The sequence below is a fragment of the Flavobacterium sp. A45 genome, from assembly GCF_002001005.1.
In the GTDB taxonomy this organism is placed as follows: domain Bacteria; phylum Bacteroidota; class Bacteroidia; order Flavobacteriales; family Flavobacteriaceae; genus Flavobacterium.
Genome location: NZ_MUNX01000108.1, coordinates 1 through 20,451 on the forward strand (window position 1 = coordinate 1; position 20,451 = coordinate 20,451).

The window sequence follows — 20,451 nt, forward strand, 5'->3', positions numbered from 1 at the left end:
CAATTACATTCTGTGTGTTAATTATTAAAAGTATAAAAATTATCTCTTCAAAGAAAAATGACCTTTGACTTCTGGGCTATTTGAATCCAATTTTAATACATACCAATAATCCGTTGCAGGTAAAGGATTTTTGTTAGAGGTGCCATCCCAACTGTGATTGTAATGATTGAGTTGGGTAATTAATTTTCCATAACGATCAAAAAGAGTGACTTCGGCTAAGGGATAATTAATTAAACCTTTTATTTCCCACACATCATTAAAGCCATCGTTATTTGGCGTAAAATATTTTGGAACAATAATGACTATGAAAGTTTCGCTGTCAGTACTGCATTTAGTTATGTCTCGCACATAGGCGGTATGTAATCCGCTGGGTGCATTGGTGAAAATATTTGAACTTTGATAATTAACACCGTCTATTGAATATTCAAAATAATCCTCACTTTTTATTAGTTCTATGGTAACGGTTGTTTCGTTAACCTTTACTTCCTTTATTTCGGGTTTGTTGTCTTCAGTTACTGTAATTGTTTTTCTGCTGGTACAGTTTTCAGGAGCTTGGCTAGTTACATCTACTGTAAAAATTCCAGTTGTTGAAACGTCAATGGTTTGAGTGGTTTCATTTGTTGACCATAAGTAACTCATGTTTGAAATTGATGCGTCTAGTGTAACTGTACTGGAATTGCATTTTTTTACAGTTTCATCCGCAACAGTTGGTAAAGGGTAAACGAATAAGTCAACTGGAATTTTAGTATTGTTTGTACAGCTGTTATTTATGGCTTCAGCATAATAAGTTGTATTTGCACTAATGAAGGGTGTTGTATAGGACAATCCAGTGTTTATAACTGTTCCGCCAATTTGAGAATACCAATTTATGGTTCCAATAGAGGGTGTCGCTGTTAAAGTAAATAATCCAGGCCCGCAATTGGTCACGGGAGAATTTGTATCTGCTATTGTGATTGTTGGAGTGATGTTTATTTTGGCCTCGACAGCAGTTCTACTGCTAGTGCAACCTGCGGTTGCTGTTTCGACATAATAGGTGGTTGTAGTATTTAAAATTGGAGTAATAAAACTAGTGCCAGTTCCCATATTACTGCCTCCTGTTATAGCATCATACCAATTAATAGTTCCTGTTGTGGCTGTAGCTTGCAGTGTAACTGTTCCTGGGTCGCATTTGGAAGCAGGCGTTGTGCTGGATATGGAGGCTATGGTCAAAGTTGTATAGGCCGAAAGCTGTAGAACTGGATCTCCGGCAGTTCCTCCATATTCAACGACATATCCTTTGGGTTGGTAATCACCACTAGGATTTCCAGCATCTGCCAAATCATTCCAAGATCCTGCAATTCCAACTCCTGGTGCCGTGATGTGTGCATAATCTTCATCTCCTGCCTGGTTAGGTTCTCCTGAATTCCAGAAAGCAAAATTAGGAGATGAGCCATTTGAAAGCCCATTCCAAAAAACGGTGCCAGCTTCTGGGCCAGTTACCCATTTCCAAGTATTTTCGGTTTCAGCGTCGCTACCCCCAATCCATCCTGCCCCAGGAGCTTGTTTTCCTGCTAATTGCGCTTCGTCTGCTGCGGTAAGTGTTGCCAAATATCCTTTTAGGCCATAATATGTTTTTAAATCTGCGGCCGCTCTAGCTTTAGTCCATGTAATTCCTATGTCAGATACATATTCATAATAGTGCTCGTTTCGGGGTAAATAATTGGCCTGTCCAATACTGATTGAAAATTTTCGTATTCCTGAAGGTGTGGCCGAAGAATTACTGAATTGAACATCTTTTATGGCGTTTTCAAAATCGGTATAGCTTACTGGTATTCCCGTAGGACTTTTTAGTGTTAATTTTCCTTCGGTGGAATTCCAGCTGCTAATGATTGTGGTATGTGATGAAGTGTTATTGAGTGTTAATTGATCTTCACCTTTTGTGTAACCAGATGAAATTTGGATATAGATAGCGTCTGTGCTTGTGTCATCAGGGTCAGTTATGGTAATGCTGGTTGCAATGTTTACAATGCTTAAAGGGCAATAAGCTTGGTCTCCAACTGCTGTAAGTGTTGGTGCAACATTGGCAAGTTGATGTTTTTTTTTGATTTTTAACAAATTACTTGTAAATCCTTTTTTGGGAGGATGAGAAACAAAATTTGCATAACTAAAATTATAAAGCAAAAATGCAAAAAACAATAGTATATAGTTGTGGGGGGTAATTTTCATTTTATAAAAATAGTCTTTTAAATCAAAATGCAAAAGTTTGTTTAGAAGTTTATTAGATAAAAAAAGAGTAATTACAAATTGACTTTTAATTGTTAAATTGTTTGAATAAATCCCAAACTACAATTCCGGCACTAACTGAAATGTTCAAAGAGTGTTTGGTGCCCAATTGCGGAATTTCAATGCATCCATCACACAAAGCGACTGCTTCCTGAGCTACACCATAAACTTCATTCCCGAATATTAAAGCATATTTTTTGTTTTTATCAACTTTAAAATCCTGTAGAAAAACGGAGCTTTCTACTTGCTCAATGGCAAGGGTAGTGATATTTTCTTTTTTTAGATCAGTAATAACTTGAAGTACATTTTCATGATGTTCCCAAGTTACGGTTTCGGTTGCGCCAAGAGCTGTTTTGTGAATTTCTTTATTGGGTGGAGTAGCAGTGATACCGCATAAGATTATTTTTTCGATCAAAAAAGCATCAGCCGTTCTGAAAACGGAACCTATATTGTGCAAACTGCGAATGTCGTCTAAAACTAAAATCAAAGGTGTTTTTTCGGATTTTTTAAAATCGTCAATTGATTTTCTCTCTAGTTCGCTGTTCTCAAGTTTTCTCATTGTTGGGTAGTTGTTTTTATAAAAAAAGCTTCCCAAAAATCAGGAAGCCTTTTTTTTATTTGATAAAAAAGTAATACTAGCTTTTTGTTACAGCTGGAGCTGCGTCTGGTAAAACAGTTCCTTTTATAGTAAGAGTTTTTGTAGGCTGTCCCGCAGCATTAGACGTAACGATTACCTGTTTTGTAAAAGGACCAACTCTGTCAGTTGCATATTTTACACCTATAATACCTTTTGCTCCAGGAGCGATTGGTTCTTTTGGTGTAGATGGAACTGTACATCCGCAAGTTCCTTGAGTGTTTGTGATAATTAATGGTTTGTTCCCATTGTTAGTGAATACAAATTGACGGTTACCGTCAGCATTGTGCGCTACAGTTCCATAATCGATTGTTTCATTTTCAAAAACCATTCCTGCGCCATCTACTTTTGGTAATGCGGCAACAGCAGTCGTTTTTGCTTTTTTAGCTTTTTTTGAAGTCTCTTGAGCGTTAGAAATCGTTGTTCCTAAAACAGTTAGCATTGCTAATAAAAATATTTTTTTCATGGTGTTTTGAATTGGTTGACAAATTTACGCAAATTAACAAAAATGTATTGTAAGTTTTTCTTAAAACTAATTTAATTTTTTTACTCCTTAGTTTTTTGTGCTTTAAAATTATAAATTCGCCGAGTAAAGGTTTTAAAATAAATAATACAATTTGTTTCGTTCTTTCGCCCTTTTTCTTCGTTAAAAAATCTTTCAATAGCCCAGCTATTCAAATATTTTTTGCCTTGAAAAAAAACAAAATAACTTCGCCAAATTTCGCATGATTTATTTCAAAACCTTTACTAGTTTTTTATTCATTCAAATACAACAATTTTGGCAGCAAAAGATAAGATAGTTAAGGAGACTCCATTAATGAAGCAATACAACGAAATCAAAAGGAAATATCCTGATGCTTGCTTGTTGTTTCGGGTTGGAGATTTTTATGAAACTTTTGGAGAAGACGCCGTTCGGGCTTCAAGAATTTTAGGAATAACATTGACAAAAAGAGGGGCTGGTTCCGAAACCGAAACTGCTCTTGCAGGGTTTCCTCATCATTCTATCAATACCTATTTGCCTAAATTGGTCAAAGCGGGACTTCGAGTGGCTATCTGTGATCAATTGGAAGATCCAAAAATGACCAAAACTATAGTTAAGCGGGGAGTGACTGAGCTGGTTACACCGGGTGTTTCTATGAATGATGAGGTTTTGCATTCTAAAACTAATAATTTCTTAGCGGCAGTTTATTTTGCCAATAAAATGATCGGGATTTCATTTTTGGATGTTTCCACCGGTGAGTTTCTTACCGCTCAAGGGAATGCTGAATACATTGACAAACTGCTTCAAAATTTCAATCCAAGTGAAGTTTTGGTTCCAAAGAATAATAAGAATGAATTCCGTGAAATTTTCGGAGAGGATTTTCATAACTTCTACTTAGAAGATTGGATTTTCAAAGAAGATTATGCTCTAGAAACGCTGACGAAACATTTTCAAACCGTTTCGCTAAAAGGTTTTGGAATCGAAGAGTTAAGAGAAGGAATTATCGCTTCGGGAGCCATTCTTTATTATTTATCCGAAACACAGCATAATAGGGTACAGCATATTACGGCGATTCATCGAATTGCAGAGGATGCCTATGTTTGGATGGATCGATTTACGATTCGTAATCTTGAATTGTATCATAGTTACAATCCGAATGCCGTTACGCTACTGGATGTGATTGATAAAACGCTTTCGCCAATGGGAGGCCGTTTGCTGAAACGCTGGTTGGCATTGCCTTTGAAGGACAGTAATAAAATAAAGAGTCGCCATCAAGTGGTTTCTTATTTGAAAGAGAACCAAGATGTTTTAAAAAATATTCAGAATCAAATCAAACAGATTTCAGATTTGGAACGTTTGATTTCTAAAATTGCCACGGGGAAAGTTTCGCCTCGTGAAGTAGTGTATTTGAAAGAATCGCTAGATGCAATAATTCCAATCAAAACATTGGCTTTGTCTAGTCCGCAGGAAGCGGTAAAAGTAATTGGGGACAGTTTGCATAGCTGTGATTTGTTGCGCGAAAAAATACAAACTACCTTAAATCAGGATGCACCTGTGGCTATTGCCAAAGGGAATGCGATTGCTAAAGGAATTAATGTCGAATTGGATGATTTGCGTGCGATATCCACTTCGGGGAAACAGTTTTTGGAAGGAATCGAGAAAAGAGAGTCAGAACGCACAGGAATTTCTTCATTGAAAATATCGTTCAATAATGTTTTTGGATATTACATTGAAGTTCGAAATACGCATAAGGATAAAGTTCCTGCAGAGTGGATCAGAAAACAAACTTTAGTAAGCGCAGAGCGTTATATTACTGAAGAACTAAAAGAATACGAAACTAAAATTCTGGGAGCCGAAGAAAAAATTCAGAAAATTGAAAGTGATTTATTTGAGCAATTGGTGAGCTGGGTAGCTACGTACATCAAGCCGGTTCAGATGAATGCTAATTTAGTAGCGCAATTGGATTGTTTGTGCTGTTTTACGCAATTGGCAATTGAAAATAAATACGTTTGTCCGGAAATTGATGAAACATTCGAACTTGAAATTAAAGAGGGGAGACATCCTGTAATTGAAAAACAATTGCCTGTAGGAGTTCCATACATAACAAATGATGTTTTCTTGGATCGAGAAACACAGCAGCTGATTATGATTACTGGACCCAATATGTCGGGTAAATCTGCAATACTGCGTCAAACGGCTTTAATTGTATTGCTTGCACAAATGGGAAGTTTCGTGCCTGCCGAAAGTGTAAGAATGGGAATTGTGGATAAGATATTTACTAGAGTAGGAGCTTCTGATAATATTTCGATGGGGGAATCTACTTTCATGGTAGAAATGAACGAGACAGCTTCTATTTTGAATAACATATCTGATCGAAGTTTGGTATTGTTAGACGAAATTGGTAGAGGAACGAGTACTTATGACGGAATTTCAATCGCTTGGGCTATTGCCGAATTTTTACACGAACATCCGTCCAAGCCCAAAACATTGTTTGCAACGCATTATCACGAATTGAATGAAATGAGCGAGACGATGCCTCGAATTCAGAATTACAATGTTTCTGTAAAAGAATTAAAGGATACGGTACTTTTTATTAGAAAATTAGTAAAAGGGGGAAGCGCACACAGTTTTGGTATTCATGTGGCTAAAATGGCTGGAATGCCTCAGTTGGTTATTTCAAGAGCGCAAAAAATGCTGAAGAAATTAGAGAAAAACCATTCGAGTGATGTATTAAATGGTATAAAATCGGCAAAAGATGAAATGCAAATGAGTTTCTTTAATCTTGATGATCCTTTATTGGAAGAAATCAAAGAAGAGATTGTAAATTTGGATATAAATGCCATTACTCCTGTTGAGGCATTGATGAAACTCAATGAGATTAAAAGAATGCTGTCTAGAAAATAATTTTTTTGCAGATTTAAAGTTATCGTTGTCAGAACGTTAAATTTTATCTTTGTTTTTTTTAAAAAAAAGGTTTGTGTAATTGAATAAAAGTTCTAAATTTGCAACCGCAATATGAACCAAGTATTGCGGTTCTTAATAGAAATGCGAAAATAGCTCAGTTGGTAGAGCGCGACCTTGCCAAGGTCGAGGTCGCGGGTTCGAGCCCCGTTTTTCGCTCTAACACCACACAATGCTCGGATGGTGAAATTGGTAGACACGCTGGACTTAAAATCCAGTGAACAGCAATGTTCGTGCGGGTTCAAGTCCCGCTCTGAGTACAAGAAAGCTTCAAACTATGTTTGGAGCTTTTTTTATTTTAAAAAGGCATGATTGTAAATCAGTTTGACTGTAAGTGGTTTGAGTCTAATAAAGCGGTAGTCTAAATTCTTAAAATCTAAATTCAAATGGGGGCTTTTGTAATTAGTAAAAGATTTGATGATCAATATAAGTTTGTTTTTACATCGAGGAAAGGTAAAGTGATTTTCACGAGTATGAAATATGAACTTAAATTTGAAGGTGAAGAAGCGATTGATTATTTTAAAAGTAATATTGGCTTGGCGACTTTTGAAAAGCATAAATCAGCAGGAGGAAAATATTTTTTCAAGCTTTTTTTAGATGGGGCGCCTTTTGCTTTAAGTAGAAAATACACTACTGAATTAAGAGTTCAGAAAGGGATTGATGAAATTATGAAGTATGCTTCTGTTTCTGAAATCTTGGATTTCTCGGATAATGATTTGGTTTTCTTTGATTGATTTTTAGGTTTTCTATTTTAGTGGTTGATGTATGGGTATAAAAAAAGCTGCATAAATGCAGCTTATTTTTTTCTAGTGTAATTTGAAATTACTTAGCTGGAGCAGCTTCTGCAGGAGCAGCAGCAGCAGTTGTGTCAGCAGCTACAGCAGCAGTAGTATCAGCAGCTACAGCAGTAGTGTCAGCAGGAGCAACAGCAGTAGAATCTACAGCAGTAGTTTCTTCAGCAGCAGCGTCAGCTTTTTTACAAGATACAACAGTTAATACAGCAACAACAGCTAAACTTAAAAATACTTTTTTCATCTTAATTTAATATAAAGGTTAATTATTAATTCGTGGCAAAGATATAAAATTTTTAATATGTAAAATATTTTTTCATTTATTTTTTAAAAATAATTTTCAATCAAGGGATTAGCTTTTTCTTTTAGGGAATAAAAAATAAGTAAATAATTACAAATTGTAGAATAACTCCCTATTTTATGTGCTTCTATGCTTCTTTTTTGCTCGTCTAAAAATAGCAGTAATTCTTTTATTTTGAGCTTTTATTGTGAGTTATTTTTTCTAAAATACTATTAGTTGCTCCTTTGTTTTTTTGGACAAAAGTACCGCAAATTTTACCTTTTTGATGTCTTATTTCAGTGTCTTGAATTAATCCTGAAAAGGCAATTTCGAGTTCTTTGGAATTGGTAATTGATATACAACCTCCAATTTTTACTAAATTAATAGCTTCATCAAAATGAGAATAATTTGGACCAATTACGATTGGGATTCCAAAAGTAGCTGGTTCCAACAAGTTGTGCACTCCTGGATTTCCAAAACCACCGCCTACATAAGCAATGTCTCCATAACTGTAAATTCTGGTCAATATGCCAATAGTGTCAACTATAAATACTTCAAATTGTGATAAATCTTTGTTTTCTTTTTCTGAAAAAAGTACTGTTTTTTTAGTGATGTTATTTTGTAGTTGTTTGATTTGTTCGGGTTTTATGTTGTGAGGTGCAATAATGAATTTAACATCGTGATCGCATGAGTTGATGTATTCTGAAAGAATTGACTCGTCTTTAGGCCAAGAACTTCCTATTACGATTGTTGTTTTGTTGTTTTTAAACTGGTCTATAAAGTCCAAAGTGTTGTCTTTCTCTAAGATTGCAACAACTCTGTCAAATCGAGTATCGCCAGAAACAGTGACATTGGATTTTCCTAACGAAGTAATTAGTTTTCCCGAGTTTTCATTTTGAACAAAGAAATGGGTAAAGGTGTCTAATGCTTTTCTGTAAAAGCCACCGTACCATTTGAAGAATAATTGCTTTTCTCTAAAAATACCCGAAATCAAATAAGTTGGAATGTTTTGCTTTTGCAATTGGTCTAAATAATTAATCCAAAATTCATATTTAATGAAGAATACAAAGTCTGGATGCACTAATTCTAAAAAGCGTTTGGCATTTTTTGGGGTGTCCAATGGGAGATAAACCGTTGCGTCGGCAACAGTGTTGTTTTTTCGAACTTCATAACCTGATGGAGAAAAAAATGTAACTATAATTTTATGGGTTGGGTAGTTGTCTTTGATTTTTTCAATGACGGGAAGCCCTTGTTCGTATTCACCTAAAGACGCAGCATGAAACCAAATGGTTTTGTCATTGGTTGCTATTTTTTGTTCCAAAACAGCAAAAACATCTTTCCTGCCATCAACGAAAAGTTTCATTTTAGGGCTGAAAAGCGCAATGATTTTTAATAAAAATTGAGTGAACAGAATGGTTAAATTATAAAGAAAAGGCATCGATAATTTTTTTTGTAAAAATACATTTTCTTTGTGTTATTTTCTTCCTTAAGAAATGTTTAAATTATGGTTGTCAGGAACCCACTTTTTATTTCTTTGGAAAAATATTTTTTATTGTGGGTTTGATTGGTTTAAACTCATTAAATAACTATTTTTGTGGTGCTTGTTTGGGGTGGTTAAATTGTAGTGAAATTTGATCTTAAAGCAAGTTTACTTCTATTAATTGTTCCTATAAATAGGTATAGGATGCTAAAAAAGATTACATGAAAAAAATACAAATGGTTGACTTAAAAAGTCAATACGATAAAATCGCAGCAACTGTAAATGCTTCGATTCAAGAAGTTTTGGATACCAATACTTACATTAATGGGCCTCAGGTTCATACATTTCAAAAATCATTAGAAGAATATTTAGATGTTAAGCATGTAATTCCTTGTGCTAACGGAACCGATGCCTTGCAAATCGCAATGATGGGATTGGGTTTGAAGCCTGGAGACGAAGTTATCACAGCTGATTTTACTTTTGCTGCTACTGTTGAGGTAATCGCTTTGTTGCAATTAACCCCTGTTTTGGTTGATGTTGATATGGTAAATATGAACATTTCTATTGATGCTATCAAAAAAGCGATTACTCCAAAAACAAAAGCTATTGTACCTGTTCATTTATTTGGACGTGCTGCCAATATGGAAGCTATTATGGCTATTGCCAAAGAACATAATTTGTACGTGATTGAAGATAATGCACAAGCCATTGGAGCTAATTGCAAATTTTCGGATGGGACAAAAAAGAAAGCTGGAACTATTGGACATGTATCTTCTACTTCTTTTTTTCCATCAAAAAATTTAGGTTGTTATGGTGATGGTGGAGCTATTTTTACCAATGATGATGCTTTAGCACATATAATTCGAGGTATTGTAAATCATGGAATGTATGAGCGTTATCATCATGATGTTGTGGGGGTAAATTCTCGTTTGGATAGTATTCAAGCAGCTGTACTTAATGCAAAATTACCGTTTTTGGATTCTTATGGGAAAGCAAGACAAGATGCTGCAAGAAAATACACTGCTGCTTTTGAAGGGCATAAAAATATTATTGCTCCAACTATTTGCGATAATTGTGATTGTCATGTTTTTCACCAATATACACTTAGAATTATAGAAGCTAATAGAGATGGATTGATGCAACATTTATTAGATAAAGGAATACCATGTGCTATTTATTACCCTATTCCGTTGCATTCTCAAAAAGCTTATTTGGATGTTCGTTACAAAGAAGAAGATTTTCCAGTAACGAACCAGTTGGTAAAAGAAGTAATTTCATTGCCAATGCATACGGAGCTTGATGACGAACAAATTAAATTCATAACGGATTCCGTTCTGGAATATTTTAAATAATACCTGTAAAGACGCTTTTATAGCGTCTTTTTTATAAATACAAATATGAAAATACTAGTAACAGGAGGTTTAGGTTTTATAGGTTCCCACACTGTAGTTGAATTACAAAATGAGGGTTTTGAGGTTGTGATTATTGATAATCTTTCCAATTCTTCAGAGGAAGTTTTGAAGGGTATTGTTACTATTACAGCTAAAATGCCAATTTTCGAAAAGTTGGATTTACGCGAGAAAAAAAGTGTACAAGAATTTTTCAAAAAGCATAATGATGTTAATGGGGTTATTCATTTTGCAGCTTCAAAAGCTGTGGGTGAAAGCGTTGAAAATCCATTGTTATATTATGAAAATAACTTAGGTGCGTTGGTTTATATTTTGCAGGAATTAGAAAAAAAGCCAGAAGCTAATTTTATTTTCAGTTCGTCTTGCACTGTTTATGGTCAAGCCGAAGTGATGCCGATTACTGAGAATGCTCCTGTACAACAACCTATTTCTCCTTACGGAAACACCAAGAAAATAGGAGAAGAAATTATAAAAGATGTAACCAAGGTGACAAATGTAAATGCAATTTTGTTGCGCTATTTCAACCCGATTGGTTCACATCCTTCTGCCGAAATCGGGGAATTACCATTGGGTGTGCCACAAAACTTAGTGCCTTTTATTACCCAAACCGGTTTTGGTTTGCGTCAGGAATTATCCGTTTTTGGAGATGATTATCCTACGCCAGACGGGACTTGTATTCGCGATTACATTCACGTAGTCGATTTGGCTAAAGCCCACGTTATAGCTTTGCAACGTTTATTAAACAAAAAGAATCTTGAAAAAGTAGAAACGTTTAATCTGGGAACGGGAACGGGAAGTTCAGTGCTGGAAGTGATTCATAGTTTCGAAAAAGTGAGTGGTAAAAAGCTTCCTTATAAAATTGTTCCGCGCAGAGAAGGCGATATTACCGAAGCTTATGCTAATACTGACAAAGCCAATAATGTATTGGGATGGAAAGCGCAATCAACCTTGGATGAAGCCATGGCCAGTGCTTGGAAATGGGAACAGAAGATTAGAAGTTAGATTTCAGTCTCCAGATTTCAGAATAAAAGAAATCCCAAACTATCTAATTTGGGATTTTTGTTTTTATTCTGCAATCTAAAATCTAAAATTTATGCATTAGCAGTCACAGCTTCTTTATCAATTTTTCCAATTAAACCAGCCAATACTTTTCCTGGACCTACTTCTGTAAACAAAGTTGCACCATCGGCAATCATTTGTTGTACTGATTGTGTCCAACGTACTGGAGCGGTCAATTGGATGATTAAGTTTTTCTTTATTTCATTAGCGTCAGATACTGCGCTTGCCGTTACGTTTTGATACACTGGGCAAATAGGAGTTGAGAACGTAGTCGCTTCAATTGCAGCAGCAAGTTCTTCTCTGGCAGGCTCCATCATCGGTGAGTGAAAAGCTCCTCCAACAGGTAATAATAATGCGCGTTTTGCTCCAGCGGCTTTCATTGCTTCACAAGCTTTTTCTACTGCTGAAAATTCTCCTGAGATTACTAATTGTCCAGGACAATTGTAATTAGCAGCTACAACAACGCCATCAATAGATTCACAAACTTCTTCAACTATATTATCTGCTAATCCCAAAACGGCAGCCATTGTCGAAGGAGTGATCTCGCAGGCTTTTTGCATTGCTAAAGCTCTTTGTGAAACTAATTTTAATCCGTCTTCAAAAGACAAAGCGCCATTGGCAACCAATGCCGAGAATTCACCCAAAGAGTGTCCCGCAACCATCTCTGGTTTGAAATCTTCCAATGTTTTGGCCAAAACAACCGAATGCAAGAAAACTGCCGGTTGCGTTACTTTGGTTTCTTTCAATTCCTCAGCCGTTCCTTCGAACATGATGTCGGTGATGCGGAAGCCTAGAATTTCATTTGCTTTTTCGAATAATTCTTTTGCCAATGGTGAATTTTCATATAAGTCTTTGCCCATTCCAGTGAATTGTGCGCCCTGACCCGGAAATACGTATGCCTTCATATTTTTTCGTTTAAAGTTTAAAAGTTTTAGGTTTCAAAAGTGAAATTAAAAAAACCGTGTGCAAAAGTACTATTTTTTTTAGGAGCAGCAATTTTTTGCTTATCAAGAACAGTTGTCCTGCTGTCCGCTATATCTTTAGTGTCTCTAAAAAAGAGACACTAAAGGATATCGCTTCCATCAGGGCTAGGAAAGACGTTTTGTTTTTATAGGAATAAACTATCTAAATGTAATTGTAGTATGATAATTATCATGTAGTTAAGTTGTTTTTTATTTGTAAATTTGAATGTGTTTGATTTAATTTTTTTAAAATCTACCACTTTTGCTAAATAGAAAACTATTTAGACAACATTAAACAAAACACACAAGTCCCCAAAATAAATCGGCATGTTTATTAAAATACCTTTCTACTACAGCCAGAAAGCGTTTGTTTCTTTTTTTGTAATTTAAAAATAAAAATTTATGAAAGTTTCTGTTACACGAAAAAATATAAAGTTTTTACCAGATTCCAGTAGAATTGTTGCCAGATATTTTATGAGTGGCGAGGAACGGACTAAAGAATTGATAGGTCGTATATTGGCAATGAGTAACCAGCAAGTTAATCTTACGTTAGAACAGATAAATAGGGAATTTGCAAGACGGCATCGGAATATTTCGTATATATTTTATAAGCATTACGGAAAGATTCGAAACATAATTAAAGAGATGAAAATTAATGAATTGGATTTGTCAGAGGAAAGAAAATTGCTAATCGGTTCGTATCTTACTATGGAATACTCCATTGAATCGGCTGCCTTTTTCAATCCGTCTATGGTAGAAGATTTTGATCAATCGAGTTTGGAAAAAGGAGAAAAGCGAGTTGTTATTTCATTTCGGGCTACCGGAGAAGGTCATGTTTCTTCCATCGTATTTAGAAGAGGGATTATTGATAAAGACAATAATCTAAGGATGATGCGGATTGGAGATAGTATTGAAAAAGCAGAGATTTCGCATAAAATGATGTTTAATAAAAAACGGATTTTATCCAAATTAGCAGAAATGCATACATTGGATATTTATTCTCGCATAATGTGTGATTTGCCAGAGGTCTTTGAGTATTCTGTGTTTAAAGATTTACTTAAAATAGAATTAATGGATCCAAATATCAGTAAAGAAAAACATGAAGCTTATGAAGAAGTAATTTGGCTGTTGGATTCGTTTTATGACATTCAATTCAAGCATGATTCCGATATTTCCGAGCGCGTTATATTTCCAGTGTCTGATGTAGAGAGTCGTGGCATTGAAGATGCCCGCTTTGTCCGTTTTGTTGATGATGATGGTTCCGAAAGTGTAATGGGAACCTATACTGCCTATAATGGACATTCGGTCCTCTCAAAATTAATTACCACAGAAGATTTTTACACCTTTCGTATAATGCCTTTGCATGGTGAAGGGTCGCAGAGCAAAGGAATGGCGTTATTTCCTAAGAAGATAAAAGGTAAATATGCTATGTTGGGAAGAGTAGACGGAGTTAATAATTATCTGATGTATTCGTTAAGACCCAACGAATGGAAAGACCCACAAATTATTCAGAGACCCGAATATCCATGGGAGTATACTCAAATTGGGAATTGTGGCTCACCTTTATGGACTCAAGAAGGGTGGTTGGTTATCACTCACGGAGTGGGCGCAATGAGACGTTATTGCATAGGTGTGTCATTGTTTGATTTGGATGATCCATCAAAAGAAATAGGCAGACTTCCCGAACCTTTGCTAACTCCTTTGGAAGATGAACGTGAAGGATATGTGCCAAATGTGGTCTATTCCTGTGGCTCAATAATTCATAATAACAGTCTGATACTTCCGTATGCGGTTTCAGATTATTCTTCTACTTATGCCGTAGTGGATATGGTAGAATTAATGGTTGCCTTAAAAAATAGTAAAAAGTAATTACTATGACCTGATCCCAATTCAAAATGAATTCTAAACACCGATTAAAGTAGAAAAATATGTACAAGTGAAACCAAAAAAAAGTAAAACCATACTGTTGATGAGTTCCTATCCTCCAAGACAATGTGGATTGGCAACTTTTTCCAGTGATATCGTTAATTCCGTCAGGTTGGTCTTTGGAGATTCACTGCCTATAGAGGTGTGTGCTTTGCAAAAAGAAGAAAATCAATTTGAATATGGTCTCGATGTACATTATGCGCTAACTGTTTCTTCGATTGATGAGTATCGTCTTTTGGCTGAAAAAATTAACACCCGCGATGATATTGGGATGGTTTGCATTGAGCATGAATTTGGTCTTTTTGAAGGCGATTATGGAAACTATCTGTTATCCTTTTTATTGGCAATAAACAAACCCATTGCTACGGTTTTTCATACGGTATTGCCAGGTCCAAATGATAAATTAAAAAAAATAGTTAAGGCAATCATTGATTTATCCAACAAAATTGTGGTACTGACCAAAAGATCTCAAAGAATCTTAATAAGTGATTATGATTGTCCGGAATCGAAATTAAGGATAATTCCGCATGGAACTCACATGGTGCTTTGGGATCAAAAAGATAAATTAAAAAACGAATTCAATTATTCCGATAAAACTGTTTTGTCAACATTTGGTTTAATAAGCGATAATAAAAATATTGAGACCGTTTTATATGCCTTGCCCGAGATTATAGCAAAACATCCAGAAGTTGTCTATTTGGTAATCGGGAAAACGCATCCTGAAGTCTTGAAAAAAGAAGGGGAGAAATATCGTACTATGCTCATTGAAACAGCCAAAAAACTGAAAATTGAGAACAATGTTTTTTTTATCAATGAATTTCTGGAATTAAAACAACTGCTTAATTATTTAATTTTATCAGACATTTATTTGTTTGCTTCCAAAGACCCCAATCAAGCCGTGAGCGGTACTTTTGCATATGCGATGAGCTGTGGTTGTGCGATTATTTCTACTCCGATAGCTCACGCCGTTGAAGCTTTGAATCCTGAAACTGGAATATTGCTGAACGAGTTTGATAATTCGGAAGAATTTCAAAGCGCCATATTGAAATTGGTTGAAAATAAAGAAAAACGATTGGAAATGGGGCGTAATGGGTATGCTTTTACCCATGAAACAACTTGGGAGAATATCGCTTTAAAGTACGCTTTTCTGTTTGCTGAAGTAACAGAGAGCAAGGGCAAATTAAGATTCAATTTTCCGCCTTTAAAGTTAGATCACATCAAAGAGTTGACAACAGATTATGGGATTCTTCAGTTTTCGAAATTTAGTCAGCCCGATTTATCGTCAGGTTATACCTTGGATGATAACGCTCGTGCATTGATTGATATGGTAATGTATTATGATACGAGTTCAGACCCTATTGCCTTGGATTTGGCAACAATCTATTTGAATTTTATTACCGAAATACAGCGAGAAGACGGTAGATTTGATAATTACAAAGATAGTAACCGTCAATTGACAAAACAGAATGAGTTGGTGAATCTTGAGGATTCCAACGGAAGGGCATTGTGGAGTTTAGGTTTTTTGTTATCCTACCAAAAAAATCTTCCGATAGATTTAGTTGAACAAGCACAAAAAGTATGGGACAAAGCCGTTGTGCATATCGATGGGGTTACTTCTCCCAGAGCGATTGCTTATACGCTCAAAGGGCTTTATTATTACTATCAAGTAAATAAAGAGATGAAAATTAAAACAGCTATAATTCTACTTGCCGACAAATTGCTGAATCATTATCACATCAATTCCGATGATGATTGGTGCTGGTATGAAGATTATATGACTTATGCCAATAATGTGCTCCCCGAGGCGATGCTCTTTAGCTTTTTAGCAACTGGAGATTTGAAATATAAAAAAATAGCATTGACTACTTTCGATTTTCTTTTGTCGCATTATTTTATGAAAGGAGAATTAAGCGTCATTTCAAATAGAGGATGGTTTGTTAAAGGCGAGAAAAAAAGCACTTACGGGGAACAACCCATTGAAGTTGCAACAACAATTATTACCTTGCATTTGTTTTTTCAGGTGACTGGAAATGAGAAATACAGAAACCAACTGAATCTGGCATTTTCATGGTTTTTGGGAAATAATCATCTGAATCAGATTATTTATAATCCAGTAAATGGGGCATCCTATGACGGACTTGAGGATAAAAATGTCAATATCAATCAAGGAGCTGAATCGACACTTTGTTTTTTTAAGGCACAGCTCATCATGAATGAATATAAGGATTATAAAAAGTACAGACACTTAGATACCAAGAATGCTTTACAATTTGAAAAATAATTTAGAAGAATGACCGAAAAAGAAAAAATGCTTTTGGGCGAAATTTACTTTGCCAATGATAAGCAGTTAGTAGAAGAGCGTACCAAAGCCAAAAAATTATTGCATAAACTGAATGTTACCGAATATTTGATGAATGGAAGATCGCGTGCGATTCTTAGAGAGTTGATGCCGAATTCACATAAACGACTGTATATAGAACCACCATTTCATTGTGATTATGGTTACAATATCCATTCGGGGGAGAATGTGTATTTCAATGTCAATTGTGTGGTTTTGGACACGATGAAAGTCACCATTGGGAATAATGTTTTTTTTGCGCCGGGAGTTCATATTTATACCGCGACCCATCCGTTGAATGCCATTGAAAGAAGAACTGTCGAAAGTTCAAAACCTGTGTCGATTGGAGATGATTGTTGGATAGGAGGGAACTCCGTTATTTGTCCGGGAGTTACCATTGGAGCCGGTTGTGTAATTGGAGCTGGGTCTGTAGTGACCAAAGATATTCCCGAAAATTCCTTGGCAGTGGGTAATCCTGCCAAAGTTATTCGGAAATTGAATGAGGATTAATCTTTTTTATTCATATAAAAGCTCAATGCTCCCGATGGACATTTATTGATAGTTTCAATAATTTTTTCTGTTGTTGAATTTTCGGCCGTAATCCATGGTTGTTCTTTTGGTTTGAAAACGTCAGGATTATTGCGCACGCAATTTCCGGAATGAATACATTTCCCTGATTGCCATACAATGGTTACTTCACCATTGGTATATTCTTTTTTGATGTCTTTTGGATCCATGGCTAAATTGAGGTGTTAATGATTGTTGTTCCTTTAAGTAGTTTTGAAATTGGACATTTATCTGCAATGATTAGTAATCGTTTTTTTTGGTCGGCAGTAACTTCTCCCGAGAAAGTGATGTTTCTTCTTATTGTTGTCGTCAATTCGCCAACTACGGTTTCTTGATATAAATTTAGTGAAATATTTATTTCTGGGATTATCCATTCTTTTCGATCAATGTACATTCTTAGGGTAGAAAGAGTACAGCCCGCCAAAGAAGCTAGTAAAGTCGAAAATGGATCCATTCCTAAGTTTTTACCGCCCACATTTTCGGGTTCGTCCATAAGAAACTGCCCGTTTCGCCAAGTGATGTTACATAAGTACTTTTGAGTGCCAATGCGACCAAGTATGTCATTTTCGAAAAGCTCTTCCATTATAATACATCGTTAAATTGAGGGTTTCTGTCAAAAGTTTTTTTTGCAAAAGGACATAATGGAACAATCTTCCAGTTTTTTTCTCTTGCAACTTCAACGGCTTTTTCTACTAATTTTTTGCCCAATCCTTTTCCATTGAACACTGGAGATACTTCGGTGTGATCAATGATGATTTTATCGGGACCGGCAAATACAAAAGTCATCAAAGCGACTTTTCTGCCTTCGGAGGTAATATTGAAATTACCGTTCTTCTCATTGAATTCTATATTTACTGTTTCGCTCATTTTTTTTTTGTTTGTTAAGTTTCTAAGAATCTAAGTTTCTGAGATTCTAAGTTTGATCTATATTGTTTGTTTTGTGATGGCAAAAAAAACGGAATGCTAACTTTTAGCCCCGATTGTAGTGAAAATCCTTTTGTAAGCTTTGTCAAAGTTTTGAACTTTGACAAAGCTTACAAAAGATTGAAACGGAAAGCGGGACTATATTTCCAAAGATGCCTAATCTTTCTGCTCCAAAAAAAATCTAACTTAGAATCTTAGAGACTTAGCATCTTAGCATCTATTATATTTAATAACTCATAGGAATTTCCATTAATAGAAATTTCGCGTCAGTTGTTGCTTTAATGTCTAAGGTCTTGAAATCGGTTATTCCTAAACCGTCACGAGTTTCTAATTCCTGACCGTCAACAGTTATTGTTCCTGATATGACAAAGACATACATACCGTTTCCTTCTTTTTTTACTTCATATTGTTTAGAAAAACCGGCGCTAAAATCGGCTAAATGAAACCAGGCATCTTGATGGATCCATACTCCAGCATCATCAGGATTTGGAGATAATATTTGAGCAAAATTATTTTTTTGTTCAGTAGGATCATACGTGATTTGTTGGTAACGTGGGGTCACATTTCTCGTTTTTGGGAATAACCAAATTTGAAAAAGTTTGGTGCGTAAATCTGCATTTGGATTGAATTCACTGTGTTGGATTCCAGTACCGGCACTCATAACCTGTACATCGCCAGTTTTTATGGTAGATTCATTTCCCATACTGTCCTTGTGGGCCAAATCACCTTCCAACGGAATAGTAATGATTTCCATATTGTCGTGTGGATGTGTTCCAAAACCCATTCCGGCACCAATAGTATCATCGTTTAAAACACGTAAAGTTCCAAACTGAACTCTATCTGGATTGTACCAACTAGCGAAGCTAAAACTGTGATAAGCATTTAACCATCCGTGATCTGCGTGTCCTCTTGTGTCGGCTTTGTGTAAAACTGTATTTTTCATGATATATAAATTTAGTGATTTTTTGTTATACAAATTTATATCTGATGTCAGCGTTTTGCACTTAACCTAGATTAAGAAATTATTTCCTAAGCATTTTGCTTTTCATTTTGCTGAAAAACTCGGGAGTAACTCCGAGATAGGATGCTATTTGCTTTTGGGCTATTTTCTGAATGAGCGTGGGATACTTTTTGCAGAATTTTTCGAAACGCTCTTCGGCGGTGAGGCTTAGATTATCCATCAAGCGTTCTTGGTTAGCCACCAATGAATTTTCGGTCAGTATTCTGAAGAAACGTTCCAACTTTGGTATTTCCTGATATAGTATATCTTGGTTTTCTTTGGATAACAAAACCACTTCGGCATCTTCCAAAACTTCTATGAACAGGTTGCCCGGCTTTTGCGAAAGCAAACTGTACATATCGCCAATCCACCAACCTTCGCAAGCAAAAGTCAATACATGTTCTACAATATTATCATTAATGTTGAAACTGCGTAAAATACCCGAATTCACAAAATAGGAATGTTTGCAAATCGCGCCACTATTCAATAAAATGGTTTTGGCTTTGTAATGGTGTATTTCTGTTTTGGACAAAAAAAGTTCTTGCTCCTGTTGGGTAAGCGATACGTGCTGCGCAATGTTTTTGAGTATTAATTCCATTTATTTTTCCTCTGGAAGTAAAGTAAAGGTGGTGACTTTGAAACGATTATTCACTATTTCTCCGGTAATTTCTGCTTTTCGGATAGTCTCACAAAAACCATCTTTGGCATGTGCATCTCCATGGTCATCAATTTTGGTTCCATCGACAAAATAAGATTTCCCATCGATGCGAACAGCTAAGTCACAGCCTTTTCCTTCTAAACCAAATTGGCATTCACCACAGGAAACTTCTACAATTTGAGATTTTATGGGTTCTTTTTTAACTTGGGCATTAGACAAGAACACAGTGAAAAAGAATGCAATTGAAAGTAGATTTTTCATATAAGGCTAATTTGAGAGCCCTAAGTTAAGAATTTTATTGTGGCTCTATATTCTAAATTGAATAGTTTTTAAACATGTAAATCCATAATAATCTCGAAAGACGAATATTGAACGAAGCCATCAATACAATGACTGCTGTAATAATTGCAATTATTCTTAAGTCGAAAGTTTCTGCAAAAAAATGATGTGCAATTAAATAAGTTCCAATTCCCTGCGCTACAGTCAAACCATAATTGACATACATGGCGCCAAAGAAATATCCAGGTTCTTTTTCGAATTTGTATTGGCAGTGAGGACAATATGGATTCATTTTTGGAAAGCCAATGTTGAAGAAGATGTTTTTTTCGTTAAATACTTTCCCTTCAAGACAATGCGGGCAGTCATTATTTAGGATATGAACAAGAGTGTGTGACATTTTAAATTTTTTTTCAAAGGTATTTTTTATTCCTTTCATGGAT

Annotated in this window: 20 protein-coding genes and 2 tRNA genes; 9 read left to right on the forward strand and 13 right to left on the reverse strand. The window is 35.5% G+C overall.

Annotation, left to right across the window (positions count from 1 at the left end; translation table 11 throughout):
• Positions 1–39 precede the first annotated feature (39 nt).
• From B0E44_RS13930 to B0E44_RS13940, 3 genes are all read right to left on the reverse strand, one after another.
• Positions 40–2,205, reverse strand: a complete 2,166-nt coding sequence (locus B0E44_RS13930) for a T9SS type B sorting domain-containing protein (protein WP_077376394.1) — start codon at positions 2,203–2,205, stop codon at positions 40–42.
• An 85-nt stretch (positions 2,206–2,290) separates the two neighbouring features.
• Positions 2,291–2,821, reverse strand: a complete 531-nt coding sequence (locus B0E44_RS13935) for an RNA methyltransferase (protein WP_077376397.1) — start codon at positions 2,819–2,821, stop codon at positions 2,291–2,293.
• A 76-nt stretch (positions 2,822–2,897) separates the two neighbouring features.
• Entirely contained in the window at positions 2,898–3,362 is a 465-nt protein-coding gene (locus B0E44_RS13940) for a DUF1573 domain-containing protein (protein ID WP_077376399.1), read from the reverse strand.
• Positions 3,363–3,674: 312 nt separating this feature from the next.
• Here B0E44_RS13940 and mutS point away from each other — a divergent pair, with 312 nt between their 5' ends.
• The 4 genes from mutS (at position 3,675) to B0E44_RS13960 (ending at position 7,072) form a co-directional block, all read left to right on the forward strand.
• A complete protein-coding gene (gene mutS, locus B0E44_RS13945; RefSeq protein ID WP_077376402.1) occupies positions 3,675–6,281 on the forward strand; it encodes a DNA mismatch repair protein MutS in 2,607 nt (868 codons plus the stop codon).
• A gap of 143 nt (positions 6,282–6,424) precedes the next feature.
• Positions 6,425–6,497 (forward strand) — tRNA-Gly (locus B0E44_RS13950).
• A 15-nt stretch (positions 6,498–6,512) separates the two neighbouring features.
• A tRNA-Leu gene (locus B0E44_RS13955) sits at positions 6,513–6,598 on the forward strand.
• A gap of 213 nt (positions 6,599–6,811) precedes the next feature.
• On the forward strand, positions 6,812–7,072 hold the full coding sequence (locus B0E44_RS13960; protein ID WP_371594760.1) for a DUF1508 domain-containing protein: 261 nt from the start codon (positions 6,812–6,814) through the stop codon (positions 7,070–7,072).
• An 88-nt stretch (positions 7,073–7,160) separates the two neighbouring features.
• Here B0E44_RS13960 and B0E44_RS13965 read toward each other — a convergent pair whose 3' ends face one another.
• A complete protein-coding gene (locus B0E44_RS13965; protein WP_077376408.1) occupies positions 7,161–7,373 on the reverse strand; it encodes a hypothetical protein in 213 nt (70 codons plus the stop codon).
• Positions 7,374–7,599: 226 nt separating this feature from the next.
• The gene (locus tag B0E44_RS13970; protein ID WP_077376411.1) at positions 7,600–8,847 is read right to left on the reverse strand and encodes a 3-deoxy-D-manno-octulosonic acid transferase; all 1,248 of its coding nucleotides are present in this window, start codon (positions 8,845–8,847) and stop codon (positions 7,600–7,602) included.
• A 263-nt stretch (positions 8,848–9,110) separates the two neighbouring features.
• Between B0E44_RS13970 and B0E44_RS13975 the strand changes: the two genes are divergently transcribed.
• Positions 9,111–10,241: a DegT/DnrJ/EryC1/StrS aminotransferase family protein gene (locus tag B0E44_RS13975; RefSeq protein WP_077376414.1), complete on the forward strand. Its 1,131-nt coding sequence runs from the start codon at positions 9,111–9,113 to the stop codon at positions 10,239–10,241.
• 45 nt (positions 10,242–10,286) lie between these two features.
• Positions 10,287–11,300, forward strand: coding sequence for a UDP-glucose 4-epimerase GalE (gene galE / locus B0E44_RS13980; RefSeq protein ID WP_077376417.1), 1,014 nt, complete (start codon positions 10,287–10,289; stop codon positions 11,298–11,300).
• Positions 11,301–11,389: 89 nt separating this feature from the next.
• Here galE and fabD read toward each other — a convergent pair whose 3' ends face one another.
• Entirely contained in the window at positions 11,390–12,262 is an 873-nt protein-coding gene (gene fabD, locus B0E44_RS13985; RefSeq protein ID WP_077376419.1) for an ACP S-malonyltransferase, read from the reverse strand.
• A gap of 459 nt (positions 12,263–12,721) precedes the next feature.
• On the opposite strand from fabD, the gene B0E44_RS13990 reads away from it, so the two are divergent.
• The 3 genes from B0E44_RS13990 (at position 12,722) to B0E44_RS14000 (ending at position 17,093) form a co-directional block, all read left to right on the forward strand.
• Positions 12,722–14,188, forward strand: a complete 1,467-nt coding sequence (locus B0E44_RS13990) for a glycoside hydrolase family 130 protein (protein ID WP_077376422.1) — start codon at positions 12,722–12,724, stop codon at positions 14,186–14,188.
• A 67-nt stretch (positions 14,189–14,255) separates the two neighbouring features.
• Entirely contained in the window at positions 14,256–16,526 is a 2,271-nt protein-coding gene (locus B0E44_RS13995) for a glycosyltransferase (RefSeq protein WP_077376425.1), read from the forward strand.
• A 9-nt stretch (positions 16,527–16,535) separates the two neighbouring features.
• Complete coding sequence (locus tag B0E44_RS14000; protein WP_077376428.1) at positions 16,536–17,093, forward strand: sugar O-acetyltransferase; 558 nt, start codon at positions 16,536–16,538, stop codon at positions 17,091–17,093.
• Here B0E44_RS14000 and B0E44_RS14005 read toward each other — a convergent pair.
• The 7 genes from B0E44_RS14005 to B0E44_RS14035 form a co-directional block, all read right to left on the reverse strand.
• Positions 17,090–17,320, reverse strand: coding sequence for a (4Fe-4S)-binding protein (locus B0E44_RS14005; protein WP_077376431.1), 231 nt, complete (start codon positions 17,318–17,320; stop codon positions 17,090–17,092). The two genes, B0E44_RS14000 and B0E44_RS14005, sit on opposite strands and share 4 nt — an antisense overlap.
• 2 nt (positions 17,321–17,322) lie before the next feature.
• Positions 17,323–17,733, reverse strand: coding sequence for an OsmC family protein (locus B0E44_RS14010; protein WP_077376433.1), 411 nt, complete (start codon positions 17,731–17,733; stop codon positions 17,323–17,325).
• A complete protein-coding gene (locus tag B0E44_RS14015) occupies positions 17,733–18,017 on the reverse strand; it encodes a GNAT family N-acetyltransferase (protein ID WP_077376436.1) in 285 nt (94 codons plus the stop codon). The genes B0E44_RS14010 and B0E44_RS14015 overlap by 1 nt, the downstream gene beginning before the upstream one ends.
• A 283-nt stretch (positions 18,018–18,300) precedes the next feature.
• A complete protein-coding gene (locus B0E44_RS14020) occupies positions 18,301–19,017 on the reverse strand; it encodes a pirin family protein (RefSeq protein ID WP_077376439.1) in 717 nt (238 codons plus the stop codon).
• 79 nt (positions 19,018–19,096) lie between these two features.
• Entirely contained in the window at positions 19,097–19,672 is a 576-nt protein-coding gene (locus B0E44_RS14025) for a Crp/Fnr family transcriptional regulator (protein ID WP_077376444.1), read from the reverse strand.
• Positions 19,673–19,993: a DUF6370 family protein gene (locus B0E44_RS14030; protein WP_077376447.1), complete on the reverse strand. Its 321-nt coding sequence runs from the start codon at positions 19,991–19,993 to the stop codon at positions 19,673–19,675.
• A 52-nt stretch (positions 19,994–20,045) separates the two neighbouring features.
• Positions 20,046–20,408 (reverse strand): DUF983 domain-containing protein, encoded by a 363-nt coding sequence (locus tag B0E44_RS14035; RefSeq protein ID WP_077376467.1) that lies wholly within the window; start codon positions 20,406–20,408, stop codon positions 20,046–20,048.
• Positions 20,409–20,451 lie beyond the last annotated feature (43 nt).

Excerpts from the sequence above, each read along its gene's own strand:
- B0E44_RS13940 (WP_077376399.1), bottom strand. The coding sequence starts at position 3,362 with ATGAAAAAAATATTTTTATTAGCAATGCTAACTGTTTTAGGAACAACG.
- B0E44_RS13930 (WP_077376394.1), bottom strand. The coding sequence starts at position 2,205 with ATGAAAATTACCCCCCACAACTATATACTATTGTTTTTTGCATTTTTG.
- B0E44_RS13975 (WP_077376414.1), top strand. The coding sequence starts at position 9,111 with ATGAAAAAAATACAAATGGTTGACTTAAAAAGTCAATACGATAAAATC.
- B0E44_RS14030 (WP_077376447.1), bottom strand. The coding sequence starts at position 19,993 with ATGAAAAATCTACTTTCAATTGCATTCTTTTTCACTGTGTTCTTGTCT.
- B0E44_RS14010 (WP_077376433.1), bottom strand. The coding sequence starts at position 17,733 with ATGGAAGAGCTTTTCGAAAATGACATACTTGGTCGCATTGGCACTCAA.
- fabD (WP_077376419.1), bottom strand. The coding sequence starts at position 12,262 with ATGAAGGCATACGTATTTCCGGGTCAGGGCGCACAATTCACTGGAATG.
- B0E44_RS14000 (WP_077376428.1), top strand. The coding sequence starts at position 16,536 with ATGACCGAAAAAGAAAAAATGCTTTTGGGCGAAATTTACTTTGCCAAT.
- B0E44_RS13935 (WP_077376397.1), bottom strand. The coding sequence starts at position 2,821 with ATGAGAAAACTTGAGAACAGCGAACTAGAGAGAAAATCAATTGACGAT.
- B0E44_RS13960 (WP_371594760.1), top strand. The coding sequence starts at position 6,812 with ATGAAATATGAACTTAAATTTGAAGGTGAAGAAGCGATTGATTATTTT.
- B0E44_RS13965 (WP_077376408.1), bottom strand. The coding sequence starts at position 7,373 with ATGAAAAAAGTATTTTTAAGTTTAGCTGTTGTTGCTGTATTAACTGTT.
- B0E44_RS14015 (WP_077376436.1), bottom strand. The coding sequence starts at position 18,017 with ATGAGCGAAACAGTAAATATAGAATTCAATGAGAAGAACGGTAATTTC.
- B0E44_RS14025 (WP_077376444.1), bottom strand. The coding sequence starts at position 19,672 with ATGGAATTAATACTCAAAAACATTGCGCAGCACGTATCGCTTACCCAA.
- B0E44_RS14035 (WP_077376467.1), bottom strand. The coding sequence starts at position 20,408 with ATGTCACACACTCTTGTTCATATCCTAAATAATGACTGCCCGCATTGT.
- B0E44_RS13990 (WP_077376422.1), top strand. The coding sequence starts at position 12,722 with ATGAAAGTTTCTGTTACACGAAAAAATATAAAGTTTTTACCAGATTCC.
- B0E44_RS13970 (WP_077376411.1), bottom strand. The coding sequence starts at position 8,847 with ATGCCTTTTCTTTATAATTTAACCATTCTGTTCACTCAATTTTTATTA.
- B0E44_RS14020 (WP_077376439.1), bottom strand. The coding sequence starts at position 19,017 with ATGAAAAATACAGTTTTACACAAAGCCGACACAAGAGGACACGCAGAT.
- B0E44_RS14005 (WP_077376431.1), bottom strand. The coding sequence starts at position 17,320 with ATGGATCCAAAAGACATCAAAAAAGAATATACCAATGGTGAAGTAACC.
- galE (WP_077376417.1), top strand. The coding sequence starts at position 10,287 with ATGAAAATACTAGTAACAGGAGGTTTAGGTTTTATAGGTTCCCACACT.